The organism is Paenibacillus hexagrammi (assembly GCF_021513275.1).
Taxonomy (GTDB): Bacteria; Bacillota; Bacilli; order Paenibacillales; family NBRC-103111; genus Paenibacillus_E; species Paenibacillus_E hexagrammi.
This window is the reverse complement of sequence record NZ_CP090978.1, coordinates 4,583,202-4,600,000: the sequence shown is the minus strand read 5'-3', so window position 1 is coordinate 4,600,000 and position 16,799 is coordinate 4,583,202. Positions and strand designations below refer to the sequence as shown.

Sequence of the window (16,799 nt, the reverse complement as noted above, 5' to 3'; positions counted from 1 at the left end):
CATCGCTTCGGCGAATGTAACAGTTGCAACATTGTTCCTTGAAAACTAGATAACGAAAACGAAACGTAAAGCGTGAAACTTAGAAATCCTTTTCGTTGACTGTGTCATAGCAGTTAATGAAAGTTATTTTTAGCTGGTTAAGCTAGAAAGAGCACACGGAGGATGCCTAGGCGCTAGGAGCCGAAGAAGGACGTGGCGAACGACGAAATGCCTCGGGGAGCCGTAAGCAGGCTTTGATCCGGGGATGTCCGAATGGGGGAACCCAGCTGTGGTAATGCGCAGTTACTATGCAGTGAATACATAGCTGCATGAGAGGCATACCCAGGGAACTGAAACATCTAAGTACCTGGAGGAAAAGAAAACAAAATGTGATTCCGTCAGTAGCGGCGAGCGAACGCGGATTAGCCCAAACCAGGGGGCTTGCCCCTGGGGTTGTAGGACCTCGATGTGGCAAAAGTTTGTTAGGCGAAGTGATCTGGAAAGGTTCGGCAAAGAGGGTAAAAGCCCCGTAGCCAAAAACAAACGTATGCCTAGAGGGATCCTGAGTACGGCGGGACACGTGAAACCCCGTCGGAATCCGGCAGGACCATCTGCCAAGGCTAAATACTACCTAGCGACCGATAGTGAAGCAGTACCGTGAGGGAAAGGTGAAAAGCACCGCGGAAGCGGAGTGAAAAAGAACCTGAAACCGTGTGCTTACAAGAAGTCAGAGCCCTCTTTATGGGTGATGGCGTGCCTTTTGTAGAATGAACCGGCGAGTTACGTTCCCGTGCGAGGTTAAGTCGAAGAGACGGAGCCGCAGCGAAAGCGAGTCTGAATAGGGCGCTTTAGTACGTGGACGTAGACCCGAAACCGTGTGATCTACCCCTGTCCAGGGTGAAGGTGAGGTAACACTCACTGGAGGCCCGAACCCACGAATGTTGAAAAATTCGGGGATGAGGTGGGGGTAGCGGAGAAATTCCAATCGAACTCGGAGATAGCTGGTTCTCCCCGAAATAGCTTTAGGGCTAGCCTCGGAATCAAGAGTTGTGGAGGTAAAGCACTGATTGGGTGCGGGGCCCGCCAAGGGTTACCAAGTCCAGTCAAACTCTGAATGCCACAAACTCATATCCGGGAGTCAGACAGTGAGTGCTAAGATCCATTGTCAAAAGGGAAACAGCCCAGACCATCAGCTAAGGTCCCCAAGTGTGTGTTAAGTGGGAAAGGATGTGGAGTTGCACAGACAACCAGGATGTTGGCTTAGAAGCAGCCACCATTGAAAGAGTGCGTAATAGCTCACTGGTCGAGTGACTCTGCGCCGAAAATGTAACGGGGCTAAACACGCCACCGAAGCTATGGCTTGCAGTAATGCATGGGTAGGGGAGCGTTGAATGCGGGTAGAAGTCAGACCGGAAGGACTGGTGGACTGCATTCAAGTGAGAATGCCGGTATAAGTAACGAAAAGATCAGTGAGAATCTGATCCGCCGAAAGCCTAAGGGTTCCTGAGGAAGGTTCGTCCGCTCAGGGTCAGTCGGGACCTAAGGCGAGGCCGAAAGGCGTAGTCGATGGACAACAGGTTGATATTCCTGTACCACCGTAGCCGTTATGAGTGATGGAGTGACGCAGAAGGATAGTGACGCGAGCTGATGGATGCTCGTCCAAGCAGTGAGGCTGGTGTGTAGGCAAATCCGCACACCATAAGGCTGGGCTGTGATGGGGAGGGAAACTTATAGTACCGAAGGTCATGATTTCACACTGCCGAGAAAAGCTTCTAGCCAGGCGAAGGTGCCCGTACCGCAAACCGACACAGGTGGGCGAGAAGAGAATTCTAAGGCGCGCGGAAGAACTCTCGTTAAGGAACTCGGCAAAATGACCCCGTAACTTCGGGAGAAGGGGTGCCTCGGTAGGGTGAATAGCCCGAGGGGGCCGCAGTGAAAAGGCCCAAGCGACTGTTTAGCAAAAACACAGGTCTGTGCGAAGCCGCAAGGCGAAGTATACGGGCTGACGCCTGCCCGGTGCTGGAAGGTTAAGGGAGCGGTTAGGGTGCAAACCCGAAGCTGTGAACCGAAGCCCCAGTAAACGGCGGCCGTAACTATAACGGTCCTAAGGTAGCGAAATTCCTTGTCAGGTAAATTCTGACCCGCACGAATGGCGTAACGACTTGGGCGCTGTCTCAACGAGAGATCCGGTGAAATTTTAATACCTGTGAAGATGCAGGTTACCCGCGACAAGACGGAAAGACCCCATGGAGCTTTACTGCAGCTTGATATTGGACTTTGGTACGATCTGTACAGGATAGGTGGGAGCCGTAGAAACCTGAGCGCCAGCTTGGGTGGAGGCGCCGTTGGGATACCACCCTGATCGTATCGGAGTTCTAACCTGGTACCGTGAACCGGTATGGGGACAGTGTCAGGTGGGCAGTTTGACTGGGGCGGTCGCCTCCTAAAAAGTAACGGAGGCGTCTAAAGGTTCCCTCAGAATGGTTGGAAATCATTCGAAGAGTGCAAAGGCATAAGGGAGCTTGACTGCGAGACAAACAGGTCGAGCAGGGACGAAAGTCGGGCTTAGTGATCCGGTGGTACCGAATGGAAGGGCCATCGCTCAACGGATAAAAGCTACCCTGGGGATAACAGGCTTATCTCCCCCAAGAGTCCACATCGACGGGGAGGTTTGGCACCTCGATGTCGGCTCATCGCATCCTGGGGCTGAAGTAGGTCCCAAGGGTTGGGCTGTTCGCCCATTAAAGCGGTACGCGAGCTGGGTTCAGAACGTCGTGAGACAGTTCGGTCCCTATCTGTCGCGGGCGTAGGAAATTTGAGAGGAGCTGTCCTTAGTACGAGAGGACCGGGATGGACGTACCGCTGGTGTACCAGTTGTCTCGCCAGAGGCATAGCTGGGTAGCTATGTACGGAAGGGATAAGCGCTGAAAGCATCTAAGCGTGAAGCCCACCTCAAGATGAGATTTCCCAATTCAGTAAGACCCCTTGTAGACGACGAGGTTGATAGGTTCGAGGTGGAAGTGCAGCAATGTATGGAGCTGACGAATACTAATCGGTCGAGGGCTTAACCTAAGAGCTTTCCGGAGGAAAGCTAGCTTCGGAAGCAAAACTAAATACCCAAGAAAGTGAAGAAGAGCTTCGAAGCTGATTCCGAATACTTTCTCGGGGCCCGGAACAAAACCGGTACACAAATACTCACACTTTACGTAAGTTTCGTATCTAGTTTTCAGGGATCAATTCTTATTGATATGGCGGTCGTGGCGAAGGGGTTAACGCACTGGTCTGTGGCTCCAGCATTCGTGGGTTCAAGTCCCATCGATCGCCCTTTTCCCTAACCTCATTGGGGATTAGCCAAGCGGTAAGGCAACGGACTTTGACTCCGTCATGCCTAGGTTCGAATCCTAGATCCCCAGTATACTATCATACGCGGTCGTGGTGGAACGGCAGACACACCATCTTGAGGGGGTGGCGCTCACAAGGCGTGAGGGTTCAAATCCCTCCGACCGCATCCAACAGAAACCTTGAAGACGATTCAAGGTTTTTTGTATTTTTCTAGGCCTAGATTTTTGAGTAATTAAAATAGCTTATCGCTTGACCCAGGCTGAGTCTGGAGTTTGTATCAGAATTTTGAGTGCCGGATCATGTTCAAGAAATGCTCATAGGTTCGTTTCATATTTGACATCGTTCATCGCTCCAAATGGCTGCATGATGCGTTATGCTAAAAGGGTGTGAATGAACCAAGAATAGTGAAGTGCGAGGATGAGGCTAATGAATGATACAATCATTAGGAAAATAAGGAAACCGGGTTACCTCTTAGTCGGTTCGGGATTATTAGTAGCATTAGCCATATGTGCGATTGTATTTTTTCAAACCAACGACAGTTCCGCTGAGGTGGATCCGCTATTAGCAGAGGCAGCTGCCGGCTATCAGGTGGCAACGGTCCAGGTAACGGATGATGGTTTCGTACCAGACCATATTGAACTAAAGGCAGGGAAGCCTGCTAAGATCAATTTTAAGAAATCAACGGGATTGACTTGTATCAAAAGCTTGGGTTCAAGCGATTTCGATGTTGACGTTCCCTTGAATAAGGGGGATAATATCGTAACTTTGTCAGGACTGAATTCAGGTACCTATGAATATCATTGCGGCATGTATATGTACTATGGAACGCTTACCGTTAATTAGATGATTAGAATCGCTTCATATATGAAAGATCGGCACCCACTTAGCTTTCATCGCTTGGTGGTTGGCGGTCTTTTTGTTTGGACATCGTATCAATTCGTGATTATTGCAAAGTTCCCAGCGCGTGGTGTGGCATCGAATGCCGGTCATCAGCGACATTTGGCTTTCATATTGAACTAGCCATTTGGCTTTCATGCGAGTGAGTGATTTAGTGTTGATGTGAAATAGTCCGAAAATAACATTAAATCCTTCTACTTTTCTTAGATTATGAGAATTATCAAAACGCTTTCAGTGCTTTAAGATAAAGATGTAAGCAAGAGGAAAACACAAAACGGAGGTCTTATACAATGAAGAAAGCGTTAACATCAGTTCTAATGTCATCAGTATTACTAGCTTCGGCTGTAGGCTGTTCTTCCACAAGCAGTGAACAGCAGAGCGCTGCTGGAACTGCAGCACCTGCGGCTTCAAGTAAAAGTGAGGCTACTCCCGCAGCGTCCAAAGAGAAGAAGCAGTTAAAGTTGTGGTTTTATTTTGAAGGTAAAGAACGCTTCGACAAGATTGCTAGTTTAACTCAAGGATACTCCAAGGTTGATAGCAGCGTGGAAGTGGTTCCGGAGTTTATTCCATTCGCGGAATTCAAAAAGCGTCTATCTGTAGGACTTGCAGCGCAGGATCTACCGGACATTGTCGTCATTGATAATCCGGATCACGCGGCTTATGCAGCAATGGGACTCTTCGCAGACATTACAGACAAGATCAAAGACTGGCCGGACAAAGATCAGTTCTACGAAGGCCCGTGGAAATCCGCAACGCTGAACGGGAAGGTGTATGGGATTCCATTAGGCAGTAACAATCTGGCTTTGTTTTATAACAAAGCGATGCTCGACAGCGCAGGCGTTAAGCCGCCACAGACGTGGGACGAATTGCGCGACGCTGCCAAAAAATTATCAAAAGGCGATATCAAAGGCTTAGGCTTCAGCGGACTCGGCAACGAGGAGGGTACGTTTCAATTCCTTCCGTGGCTGCTAGGAGCCGGCGCTACGTTTGATAAAGTAGACAGCCCTCAAGGTGTGAAAGCGTACAGTTATCTTGCGGATTTAATTAAAGATCAATCTGTGAGCAAAGAAGTGCTGAACTGGACGCAAGCCGATGTGATGAAACAGTTCGCAGCGGGTAAAATTGCTATGATGGTTAATGGTCCTTGGCAAATTCCTGAACTGAAAACGAATGCGCCGGATCTGCAATATGGCGTAGCGCTTCTTCCGAAAGGCGAGAAATATGCTTCTGTCCTTGGCGGGGAAAATCTCGGTGTTGTGAACGGTAAAAATGTGGATGATGCAGTGAAGTTCATTAAGTATGTGGCAAGTCCGGATGTCATTAAACCGTTCGCCCAAAGCTTCGGCTATTTCCCTTCACGTAAAGATGTAGCGACCGATAAATACTGGACGGAAGATCCTGTTCTGAAAGTGTTCAATGAAGAAATGCAGTATGCACAGCCTCGCGGACCTCACCCTAAATGGCCTGAAATTTCGAATGCGTTATCTTCTGCCTTGCAGCAAACTTTGACACTCAGCAAGACGCCTGAAGAAGCTGCCAAAGAAGCGCAGACGAAAATCAACGAGGTATTGAAATAGTAGGAATCTTTGGTTGGAGTACAAGACGCCTGAGGAAGCTGCCAAAGAAGCGCAGACGAAGATCAACGAGGTTTTGAAGTAGCTTGAATCTATTGTTGGAGTACAAAATTTTTGTACTCCAACAAGCTTTAAGAAAGGCGGTATAGCGAATATGCGCTTATCGGAACGATTTTACAGCAATGTGTTTATTCTTCCCGCGCTCATTTATTTATTGATCATGGTCGGCTATCCGATGTTCGAGAATCTCAGATTGAGCCTTTACAATGTCGATGTGATGAACATCGCAGGCACGCCTTCTTTTATCGGACTGAGCAATTATCGGGCGTTGCTTCATGATGATATTTTTTGGAAGTCTACCTACAATACACTCATTTATACGGTCTTATGCATTGTGTTACAATTCATAATCGGCTTTGTATTAGCTCTATTATTTAGTCAGAAGTTTTCTTTAGCAGAACGGCTGCGCGGTCTTGTGATGATCAGCTGGCTCATGCCGATTACGGTAACCGGCTTGATGTTTAAATTCATGTTTTCCTTAAACGGCGGAATACTCAATGAGATTCTAATGAGCCTGCATCTAGTCCATCAACCTGTAGAGTGGCTGGTGAATCCGTCCAACTCTATGTGGGCAGTGATTATCGCGAATACATGGATCGGCGTCCCTTTTAACATGATATTGATTACTACGGGCTTAACCACGATTCCAAAGGATGTATACGAAAGCGCTTCTATTGATGGGGCCAATGCTATGGATAAGTTTTTTAGAATTACGCTGCCGCTGCTGAAGCCGGCTATTACATCATTGCTCGTTTTAGGCTTTATCTACACGTTTAAAGTATTCGATCTGATTGTCATCATGACCAATGGAGGCCCTGTTAACGCGACGGAAATGATGTCGACCTTCTCCTATAAGCTATCGTTTGTGGAATACAAGTTCAGCGAAGGCGCAACGGTAGCCAATGTATTGTTTATCATTTTGTTTCTGGTAAGTCTGGGGTATTTGAAGCTGGTTAGTAAAGAAGAGGTGATGTAGCGTGCAATTTCATACAAAAACCGAGCGAAGACATAACCGGGTATTGAATACGGTGGCACTGCTCATTACTTGCGCCTTTTTGTTTCCACTCTATTGGATGGTGGTGACCTCTTTAAAACCAGAAGCAGATATTTTTCTAGCGCATCCTTCTTATTTCCCGGAGCATATTCAATGGGCATCCTATACGAGCCAGCTTATTGGGGCGAACAATAACATTCTCCATTCTTTTGTGAATAGTGCGATCATTTCCGTATCCACGATGGTGATTGCAACCGTATTAGCGATTCCCGCTGCTTACGGGTTGGCCCGATTTCAAACGCCTTGGAAGAAGTTGTTCATTCTGTTGTTCCTAGTTACACAGATGCTGCCCTCTTCTTTAATTCTGACTCCATTGTTTATTGAGTTTAAAAATTTGCACATACTCAACACGTTCTGGGCTCCTATATTTGCGGATGCCACCATAGGAATCCCGTTTTCCGTTATGATTTTGCGAACCTATTTTATCTCATTGCCCAAGGAGCTCGAAGATTCGGCCAAGATTGATGGGTGCAACACGTTTACAACTTTTCTGCGCATCATGCTCCCGATTGCCATACCGGGCGTAGTGGTCGCCGCTGTGTTTTCGTTCTTATATGCTTGGGGTGATTTGATCTATGCGCTCACGTTTATCAGCAAGCCTGAAATGAGGCCGGTTACGGCAGGAATTTATAATTTCCTAGGCTATCAAGGAATTTCGTGGAACAATATCATGGCCTTCGGAGTCGTTTCGGTATTGCCGGTCATTCTAATCTTTATTTTCATTCAAAAATATATCGTCAGCGGATTAACCAATGGGGCTGTAAAAGGATAGGACCCCCTTAGATAAAGGAGTAGAGAAAACAATGCCGACACAACAGCTGAAAGCTGCTAATACACTTCCTATAAAAGATATCCATATTCAAGATTCGTTCTGGAGTCCCTATATCGATTTGGTGCGTCAGGTCGTAATTCCTTATCAATGGGATGCTCTAAATGACCGTATACCGGAAGCTGAGCCGAGCCATGCTATCCGTAATTTGAAAATTGCCGCTGGAGATGAAGAGGGAGAATTCTACGGCATGGTCTTCCAGGATAGCGATGTTGCGAAGTGGCTGGAGGCCGTAGGTTATTTGCTGGAAACAGATTCCGATCCCGAGCTGGAGCAATTGGCCGATGAGGTCATCGATTTAATTGGAAGGGCTCAACGTGCAGATGGGTATTTGAACACATATTACACGCTCAAAGAGCCTGGTAAAGAGTGGACGAACCTATGCGAATGTCACGAATTGTATACGGCTGGACATTTCATAGAGGCCGCGGTTGCGTATTATAAATCCACAGGAAAACGGAAAATTCTCGACATTGTATGTCGATTTGCAGACTATATAGATACCGTATTCGGACCTGAACCGGGGAAAATCCAAGGTTACGACGGCCATCAAGAGATTGAATTGGCATTGGTAAAATTGTACCGAGTTACAGGGAATGAAGCTTATTTAAGGCTGAGTCAATTTTTCTTAGAGCAGCGCGGTCATGGGGATTTTTACTTAGAGGAGTATGAAAAGCGCGGGAAGACAAGGCATTGGTACAATGCCGATATGATCAACGACAAGAAGTACAGCCAAACTCATTTGCCGATTAGACAGCAAGATGCAGCGGAAGGTCATGCCGTGCGAGCTGTGTACATGGCGACAGGCATCGCCGATGTAGCCATGGAGACGGGCGATTCAAGTATGTTGGATGCATGCAGGAAGCTGTGGCATAATATCGTGTCCAAGCGGATGTATATCACAGGCGGGATCGGCTCTATGGCGTTCGGTGAGGCATTCTCGCTGGACTATGACTTGCCTAACGATACCGTATACGCGGAAACCTGCGCTTCGATCGGGCTGATCTTTTTCGCTCGGCGTATGCTGCAAATCGAACCGAAGAGCGAATATGCCGATGTGATGGAACGCGCTTTGTACAACACGGTTGTGGCAGGGATGGCAAAGGACGGCAAGCATTTCTTCTACGTGAACCCGCTGGAGGTATGGCCGGATGCCTGCGGAGTCAATCACATCTACGATCATGTGAAGCCGGTTCGGCAAGGATGGTTCGGATGCGCTTGCTGTCCGCCGAATATTGCGCGTTTGCTGTCTTCGTTAGGTGAATATGTATACACGGTCCAGGATGATACGATTTATACGCATCTATATATGGGCGGAAAAGCCAAAGTTGAAGTCGCTGGACAAACGATCGTTTTGGAACAACGATCCGAGTTTCCATGGAATGGACATGTCGGTTTTACGGTACAATCGAAGTCTGATCTGGAGTTCACATTAGCTCTGCGTGTACCGAATTGGACCTCAGGTTGTGAGTTATTCGTGAATGGAGAAGCCGTAGAGTGGGAGCATACCGTAACCCACGGATATGCAATGATTAAGCGGGTATGGGCACCTGGCGATCAAGTCATTTGGAGTATGACGATGCCGATCCTGCGCATGAAGGGTCATCCGCTGCTTCGGGAAACTATCGGAAAAGCTGCGCTCCAGCGCGGACCGCTCGTGTACTGCTTGGAAGAAGCGGATAACGGCAAGCATCTCCATCAAATTCGTCTCCTAGCAGGAGAAGAGGGAAAAGTGGTCAGCAAGCCGGCCTTACTTGGAGGCATGAATGTGCTGCAGATGCCTGCTTACAGGGATTCCGACGAGCAGTGGGGCAGCGAACTGTACAGGGCAGACCGTGCAGTTAAGCAAGAGCTCATCGAGGCAGAATATATACCGTATTATGCGTGGGCGAACCGCGGACCAGGTGAAATGATGGTCTGGGTTCGGGAATAAATCATATCAGGACGGTGAAGGGTTGCCTTCTTACTGTCCTTTCCTATTTTCCTCTAGCCATAGATTCCGATAGCTCCTATGATAGAAGAAAACGCTTTTATGAAAAGGTGATCCAGTGAGCTTACTGAATTTTTTTAAATCCGAGATTAGCTTCAAGAATAAATTGATCATCACTTTCGTATTGGTGACTTTTCTTCCGGCTATTATCATGCAGTATATTACATACTGGAATTCAACCCAGGTGATGACGGCTAAAATCAATGATATGGTCCATAACAATTTAATTCAAACAAATAAAAATTTGGATACGTCGCTATCTGCGTATTCGGATATTTTATATCAAGTGTTCTCGGACGATGCGGTCATTGATTCCATCCATCACATGCTGCACGGCAGCGACCCGGAAAGCCTACTTTATGCGAGCAGACTCCGAAGCTTGTTGGCTAGCTATACGTATTCGAAAGAAGGAATCCGCAGTCTCTCCTTTTTTAATATGGATGGATCCTATATTGCTTTTGACCGTGTGACCGGATCATCGATTGATACATTATGGAATAACATGAAGCCAGATTCTCAGCAAAATCTGCTGCAAGCACTTAAAGGAAATCAGCAGGGCTCCGTAATTACAGCAACCGAGCAAGTGATGGACGGATCAAACGACGGACAATATGTCTTTCATATTGCCAGGAAGATGACGGGGCTGTCCGATGGGAACTTAGAGGACTTGGGATATATCGTGATAACAATTGACGAAGCTGTATTGTCTCAAGCCGTTAACTTCTCTGCTCCTGAAAGAGGTTCGAAACAGCTCAGCAGCACCAATTTTCTCATGGACGCGCAGCATACGATTCTTTCTTTTCACGATAAGCAGAATATCGGCAAGAGCTTGTCCGATCTGATGGATCGTCAAGCGGCTGATCTGCCGGAAATGCTGCCCCTGCAGGCAGTTGTCCTTAAGCAGCCCTCTATCATCAACTATTATCAAAATGAAAAGACCGGCTGGACCATTGTGAATGTGACGAATGAATCCGACTTGTTTTCTGAAATGTATACGATGCAGAAAATCAATGTGATTACCGGCGCTGTGATGGTTATCGTGACAACGGTGCTCATTATTTATTTCTCTGGCTTGCTAACCAAATCCATCCGTAAAATTGTGAATGCCATGAAGCTCGCGCAGCGTGGGCATCTGAACGCTCAAATAAAGAATGATTCCAGAGACGAATTCTCCATCATCATATCCAGCTATAACAAAATGATGGTTACAATCAATGAATTGCTGGAGGAGACGCGAGTCGCCGTTCAAAAGCAAAAGGAATCAGAAATTCGCTCGTTGGAGGCACAGATTAACCCGCATTTCCTATACAACACGCTGGACTCCATCAATTGGATGGCGATTGAAAAGGATGAACATGAGATCAGCCGAATGCTCAAAGGTCTGGCTCATATTCTTCGCTACAGCATCAGTCAAAGCAATAAGCTGGTTCTGCTGACCGAGGAAATCGAGTGGCTCGAGCAGTATTTATTTTTGCAGCATAATCGCTTTAACGGAGCTTTCGAGTACGTCATCGAGATGGAGGAGGGCATGAGCCGGGTCAAGCTCCACAAGCTGCTGCTTCAGCCTTTTATCGAAAACGCCATCCTGCATGCATTCTTAGGAAAAAAAAGCGGAGGGCTACTCAAGATTCGTTTCTTCTTTCAGGATTCATCAAACATCTGTATTCATATTGAAGATAATGGATGGGGGATGGAGGAAGAGGTTGTAAAGGACCTACTGGAAGGTAAGAATCGCAGTATGAAGAGCTCAGGCATCGGAGTCAAGAATGTGATCGACAGGCTGAACCTGTATTACGGAAATAAGGCTAAGCTATCCTTTCATAGTCAAGTAGGCGTCGGTACGGTGGTTAGCTTGCTGCTGCCAAACGAATAACAGAGATCTGCATCAAGAGGCAAGGGGGATACTTCATGAAAATCATTGTAGTCGAAGACGAGGAAAGAACGAGGAAGGGGATCATCAAGCTCATACAAAAATGCGGCGAGGCCTACCAGGTCATGGGCGAAAGTGATAATGGCGTGGAAGGTGCTGCTCTGATCGAGGACCTGAAGCCGGACCTTGTCATTACCGATATACGAATGCCCGGCATGGATGGGATAGCGATGCTAGAGCTGCTGAAACAAAGAGGGCTGAGGTTCAAATCGATTATTCTAAGCGGATATTCGGAGTTCGATTTTGCCAGGAGGGCCCTACAAACGGGCGTGGTTAGTGAATATCTGTTAAAGCCAATTACGGCAGACGATTTGATTCGCGTGCTCAAGAGTGTGGAGAATGAACTGCTTATCGATCTCATGAACGGTAAAGAGGCACATATGCCAGCTATGGGACCGGAGGAGCTGCTACGGCGTTATTTGGAGAACGGCGATGTAAATAAAGAACTGTTTGATCTGCACATTCATGAATTTCTGAGCTTTCATCCTGATCAAGATATTCAGGTATCCAATTTGTATCTTGGTGAGATGTACCAAGAGGTGATAGGGAAGGTCAAAGAAGAAATTCGGTACTTTTTGAAAAATGATGCTCACGTTGAACAGTCTTACCTGGTTGAGCTTCCCGACTCTCAGGAGCTTGTCGTTCTCATGCAATCCGAAGCGATTGAGAAAACAAGCGGCACGTTGGCTGATCTATGGAATCGCCTCAATAAGAAATTCTTGATCCCTATTGTGATTTCCTGGACTTCATTACCAACACTCCGACATGTAAAGCAAGAGACGGATCAGCTGCGTGAGCTGCACAAGTGGTCGATACTGCATGTTGAACGGCCTATACTGTTTGCTGAGGATTTACAGAAACAATCTCCTCCTCGTCACATTCAGTATCCCGCAGACATTGAACTTAAGATGAAAGAGGCGTTATCCAGCCGTGACAAAGAGAAGGTATATGCTTGTGGGGAAGCTATGATTGCTGCATGTACCAAGCAGGCAAGCCATCCTGAGGAGGTCATTGAAGCATGTCTTCGTTTCGCATCCGGCATGCTGCACTTGGGCGAAGCCATCAATGGCGATGCGATGATGACCAGCCAAAGGAATGAAATCTTTCATCGCATTACGTCGGCTAAAACTCGATTGGAGCTGGGTCAAGCTTTGCTCATGTCGGCTGATTATGTTTGTCAATATAAGGGCAAAGAGGCGAAAGTATACAGTTTGGTCATCTCCAAAGCGATAAAAATAATCCAGGAGCGTTATCACACCGGACTTTCCTTGGAGGAGATCGCAAATGGCTGCCATGTGACACCGGAATATCTGAGCTCCTTGTTTCAGAAAGAGCTAGGTGTGTCATTTACCGCTTATATTCGAGATGTCCGAATCACGAAGGCGAAGGAGCTGTTATTGAATAGCTCGTTAAAATCCTTTGAAATCGGGGAGCGGGTAGGCTATCCTGACGCCAAATATTTTTCGAAGGTATTTAAGGAAATGACGGGGTAACCCTAAGGAATTTCAAAATTTACACAAGTAAGGACGACTCGACCTGCGCAATCACGCAGGTTTTATTTTTTATATTAACATATTACTACTTTCTTAGAATATTAGAATTATCAAAGCGCTTACAATCCTTTACGATAGAATTAATCGGTTGAACGCTGCTCTTGAAGTCTTGAACAGTGAGCAAACGCAAATTCATTCTGTACGAAGGCGCAGATGTAAGGCCGATTTTATTTGAAACCGTTTACTGTAAAAGGAGGTTTGAAAACTGTAATTTGATTAATGTGTTAGATTGAAATTGTTTGGCTCAATAAGATGATACGGGAGGTAATGTTGTGAAAAAAATGATGCTCGCAAGCTCAATTTTGCTAATATCCAGTGTTTCTTCGGTAGTACCGGCATATGCCGCAAGTAATTTGACGGTAGATTTATCAAGTGTCATTGGACCTGTCACGCATGGTGCGGCAGGCTCCTTATACGGGGTCATTGAAAATCAGCCGGATAACAATCTCATCATTCCCTTGCATGCCAAGGCATATAACAATCCTGCGGTAAGCGGTTATCAGCAGCCATGGGGTGCAGCCGTACCGGTCGCCCAAAAGTTGGTGTCTACGGGGAGTCAAGTATCCATTCGTCTTGCCGACTGGTATCCAGGCTGGTATGACTACTCGAATTTGACGGACTGGTTTAATAAAATGACAACGACTGTGAATGCAGTAAAAGCGGCCGGTTTAACGAATATCTACGGGTATGAACTCTGGAATGAGCCTGACGGAACTTGGAAAGGGAAATATGTGGGAGGCATCAACGATAGTAACAGCTATGTGGAGTTTACAGTAAATGTGCCTGCTGCCCAAAACTACACCCTACATATTCACTACGCCAATGGTACAGGAGCCTCTTCTACCCATAACCTGAGTGTGAACGGTGGAAGTACTGGGGTAATCACATACCCGAACACGGGAGGTTGGTTTGCTGCGGGAAGCGCTGGTTCATTAAACACAACCGTATCCTTACATGCAGGCACTAATACGATCCGGTTTACGAAAGGCTCAGCAGGATATGCCGAAATCGATTACATCGATGTAATCGGCGGTAGTCAGGTGCGCTATGAAGCGGAGAATGCCACGTTAAACAATAGCATCAAGTACAGCAGCGGAAACACTTCTTCAGATGTAAGCGGTAACCTGACATTCAGCGAGTTTTTTAGTCAATCTTATAAAAAATTAAAACAGCTGGACCCTTCGGCTAAAGCAATAGGCCCATCCTATGCGGCATATCGGCACAACACCATGCAGGAGTTTATATCTTATCAAAAGTCCCAAAACACCGTACCTGACATTACGTCCTGGCACCAACTCAATAACGAGAATTTTACCAATGACTTCAATGATTACAGAGCGATCGAAAGCTCTCTTGGAATTACAGCAAAACCTATTTCCATTAATGAATACAGCGCAAGCGGCTGGCAGACGGATGAAGGTAAGCCCGGTGCTGTGGCTCCGCTGATTGCTAAATTCGAGAGACTGAAGGTTGACACTGCTATGCAAAGCTATTGGGACGTTCCAAATCCGGGGAGATTGGGAAGCTTGCTTTCAAGCTCGACGCAGAGAAACGGCGGTTGGTGGTTCTACAAATGGTATGGCGACATGACAGGCAATATGGTGAACACGACCCCGCCGAATGTGAACGACACGCGGGCATTGGACGGTTTTGCGAATGTAGATGCAACTAGAAAGTATGCAAGCGTGCTGTTTGGCGGAAACACGGATGGCTCGGTAAATGCCACGATTAAAAATTTCCCTTCATTCTTCGGTGGCAATGGAAGCAAAGTCCACGTGCGGGTAGACTGGACACCATTCGTAAATAAGAGCACAGCTGTGAATACAACGAATACCTTGCTCGAAGGGGACTATACGATTTCGAACGGACAAATTACAGTTCCCATGACAGGTTTGTACAATAATGATGGCTACAGAATTTATATGACTCCATATGGCCAGGCAACCAACGTATATGAAGCGGAGGATGCTGCGGTCAGCCATGCAAACATTGCATCCGGTTCCCAAGCTTCAGGCGGCAAGTATGTAGCGCAAATTGATTACAATGACAGCTATGTTGATTTCTATGTGAAAGTACCGACAACAAAGACTTACTCCATGACCATCCGCTATGCGAACGGTACAGGCGCTAGCTCCACACAAAATTTAGCGTATAACGGCGGGCCTTTCTCTACGGTTACTTACCACGCTACATCAGGCTGGGGGCAATTCGGTACGGTCAATGTGAACGTGAATTTAACTGCCGGGGATAATATCATCAGGCTGATGAAAGGCAGTACGGGCTATGCTGAGATTGACAATATTACATTGAACTGACGGATAATTCTTATATCATTATACTCCGAAACAAAAAGCACCCTCTGCTTCATTGGTCAAGACCCCATTTAGTAGACATTGAAAAAAGCCCTAGGCAACAAGCTGGCGCCGGTACTCAACCGGAGTCAGCTTGTTTAGTTTTTTCTGTGCTCTTTCCTCGTTATAAAATCGAATAAATTCCTCAATTCGCCTTTGTACTTCCTCGATACTTCGGATATCATAGGGATAGAGAGCTTCCACTTTCAAATGAGAGAAGAAACTTTCCATAGAGGCATTATCATAACAATTGCCTCGGCGGGACATGCTGATTCGGGCGCCAACCTTTGGCAGCATGTCGTGGTAAGCATGAGACGTGTACTGGCTTCCTTGATCGCTGTGAACGATCAATCCAGACACGTCTTTATGCGCTTTAAATGCTTTTCTAAACGTATCTAATACAAGCGGATTGTCGTTACGGTTACTGATGTGATAAGCCACAATTTCGCCGTTCCAGAGATCCTTTATGGCCGATAAGTAGACCCGATCATCGAACACACGATATTGCGTAACATCTGTAACCCACTTTTGATTTGGACCGTCGGCATGGAAGTTCCGCTTTAGCAAGTTCTCGGCCACTCTCCCGTCGGATATAGCTGCTTCATGACTCGTTTGATACTTATATTTGCGGCGGATAATTGACTTGATGCCAAGTTCTTGCATAAGGCGCAAAACCTTCTTATGATTGACGATAAGGTTATGCTGACGATACAACTCATCTTGAATACGGCGGTACCCTAGAATCTTCTTACGCTGCTCGTAGATCGCCAAGATTTTGAGCTTTAGTTCTCCATCAGGATCTGTTGTCCTACGCTTTACATAGGCGTAGTAACCACTTCTGCTTACTCCCAAATAAGAACATAACTCTTTCACGCTTTGCTGCTCCTTCAACTCATCTATGACGTAGTATTTATCTTGTGCACCTCCCGACTCAAGAATTGTAACCACTTTTTTAGCACATCTACCTCTAATTGCAACTGTCGAATTAGTCGCTCTTGCTCTGTCTCTGCTCGAAAGGGGCCTCCACGCTTGTCCTTAAAACTTTCTTCGCCGCACTCACGGTATTTACTCATCCACTTCTTGACCCGTCCCTTATCATATATCCCCAAATGTTCTGTGATTTCTCGGTAGCTCCAACCCTCCACCTCATGTAAACGAATAGCCTCTGTCTTGATGGATTCTGGATAATGTCTAAACGTTTGTCCTTTGATCGCCATAGAAATGCCCCCCTAATAATTCA

10 protein-coding genes, 3 tRNA genes and 1 rRNA gene are annotated in these 16,799 nt (G+C 46.6%); 12 read left to right on the top strand and 2 right to left on the bottom strand.

All coding sequences use genetic code 11. The features are described 5' to 3' along the window. The first annotated feature begins 135 nt into the window (after positions 1-135). From L0M14_RS20735 to L0M14_RS20680, 12 genes are all read left to right on the top strand, one after another. Positions 136-3,051: ribosomal RNA gene (locus L0M14_RS20735) — 23S ribosomal RNA — on the top strand. A 179-nt stretch (positions 3,052-3,230) separates the two neighbouring features. Next, positions 3,231-3,303 (top strand) — tRNA-His (locus tag L0M14_RS20730). Positions 3,304-3,320: 17 nt separating this feature from the next. Continuing rightward, a tRNA-Gln gene (locus L0M14_RS20725) sits at positions 3,321-3,392 on the top strand. 13 nt (positions 3,393-3,405) lie between these two features. Continuing rightward, positions 3,406-3,487, top strand: a tRNA-Leu gene (locus L0M14_RS20720). Positions 3,488-3,747: 260 nt separating this feature from the next. Continuing rightward, a complete protein-coding gene (locus tag L0M14_RS20715; RefSeq protein ID WP_235118481.1) occupies positions 3,748-4,164 on the top strand; it encodes a cupredoxin domain-containing protein in 417 nt (138 codons plus the stop codon). A gap of 344 nt (positions 4,165-4,508) precedes the next feature. Continuing rightward, positions 4,509-5,795 (top strand): ABC transporter substrate-binding protein, encoded by a 1,287-nt coding sequence (locus L0M14_RS20710; RefSeq protein WP_235118480.1) that lies wholly within the window; start codon positions 4,509-4,511, stop codon positions 5,793-5,795. Between the two features lie 151 nt (positions 5,796-5,946). Beyond that, positions 5,947-6,828: a carbohydrate ABC transporter permease gene (locus tag L0M14_RS20705; RefSeq protein WP_235118479.1), complete on the top strand. Its 882-nt coding sequence runs from the start codon at positions 5,947-5,949 to the stop codon at positions 6,826-6,828. A gap of 1 nt (position 6,829) precedes the next feature. Then, on the top strand, positions 6,830-7,678 hold the full coding sequence (locus L0M14_RS20700) for a carbohydrate ABC transporter permease (protein ID WP_235118478.1): 849 nt from the start codon (positions 6,830-6,832) through the stop codon (positions 7,676-7,678). A 31-nt stretch (positions 7,679-7,709) separates the two neighbouring features. Continuing rightward, on the top strand, positions 7,710-9,668 hold the full coding sequence (locus L0M14_RS20695) for a glycoside hydrolase family 127 protein (protein WP_235118477.1): 1,959 nt from the start codon (positions 7,710-7,712) through the stop codon (positions 9,666-9,668). A gap of 115 nt (positions 9,669-9,783) precedes the next feature. Then, entirely contained in the window at positions 9,784-11,598 is a 1,815-nt protein-coding gene (locus tag L0M14_RS20690; RefSeq protein WP_235118476.1) for a cache domain-containing sensor histidine kinase, read from the top strand. 35 nt (positions 11,599-11,633) lie between these two features. Beyond that, positions 11,634-13,148: a response regulator transcription factor gene (locus tag L0M14_RS20685; protein ID WP_235118475.1), complete on the top strand. Its 1,515-nt coding sequence runs from the start codon at positions 11,634-11,636 to the stop codon at positions 13,146-13,148. A 341-nt stretch (positions 13,149-13,489) separates the two neighbouring features. After that, a complete protein-coding gene (locus tag L0M14_RS20680; protein ID WP_235122984.1) occupies positions 13,490-15,523 on the top strand; it encodes a CBM35 domain-containing protein in 2,034 nt (677 codons plus the stop codon). A 90-nt stretch (positions 15,524-15,613) separates the two neighbouring features. On the opposite strand, the gene L0M14_RS20675 is transcribed toward L0M14_RS20680, so the two are convergent. Then, on the bottom strand, positions 15,614-16,507 hold the full coding sequence (locus L0M14_RS20675; RefSeq protein WP_235118474.1) for an IS3 family transposase: 894 nt from the start codon (positions 16,505-16,507) through the stop codon (positions 15,614-15,616). After that, entirely contained in the window at positions 16,456-16,776 is a 321-nt protein-coding gene (locus L0M14_RS20670) for a helix-turn-helix domain-containing protein (RefSeq protein ID WP_235118473.1), read from the bottom strand. The genes L0M14_RS20675 and L0M14_RS20670 overlap by 52 nt, the downstream gene beginning before the upstream one ends. Between the last annotated feature and the right edge of the window lie 23 nt (positions 16,777-16,799).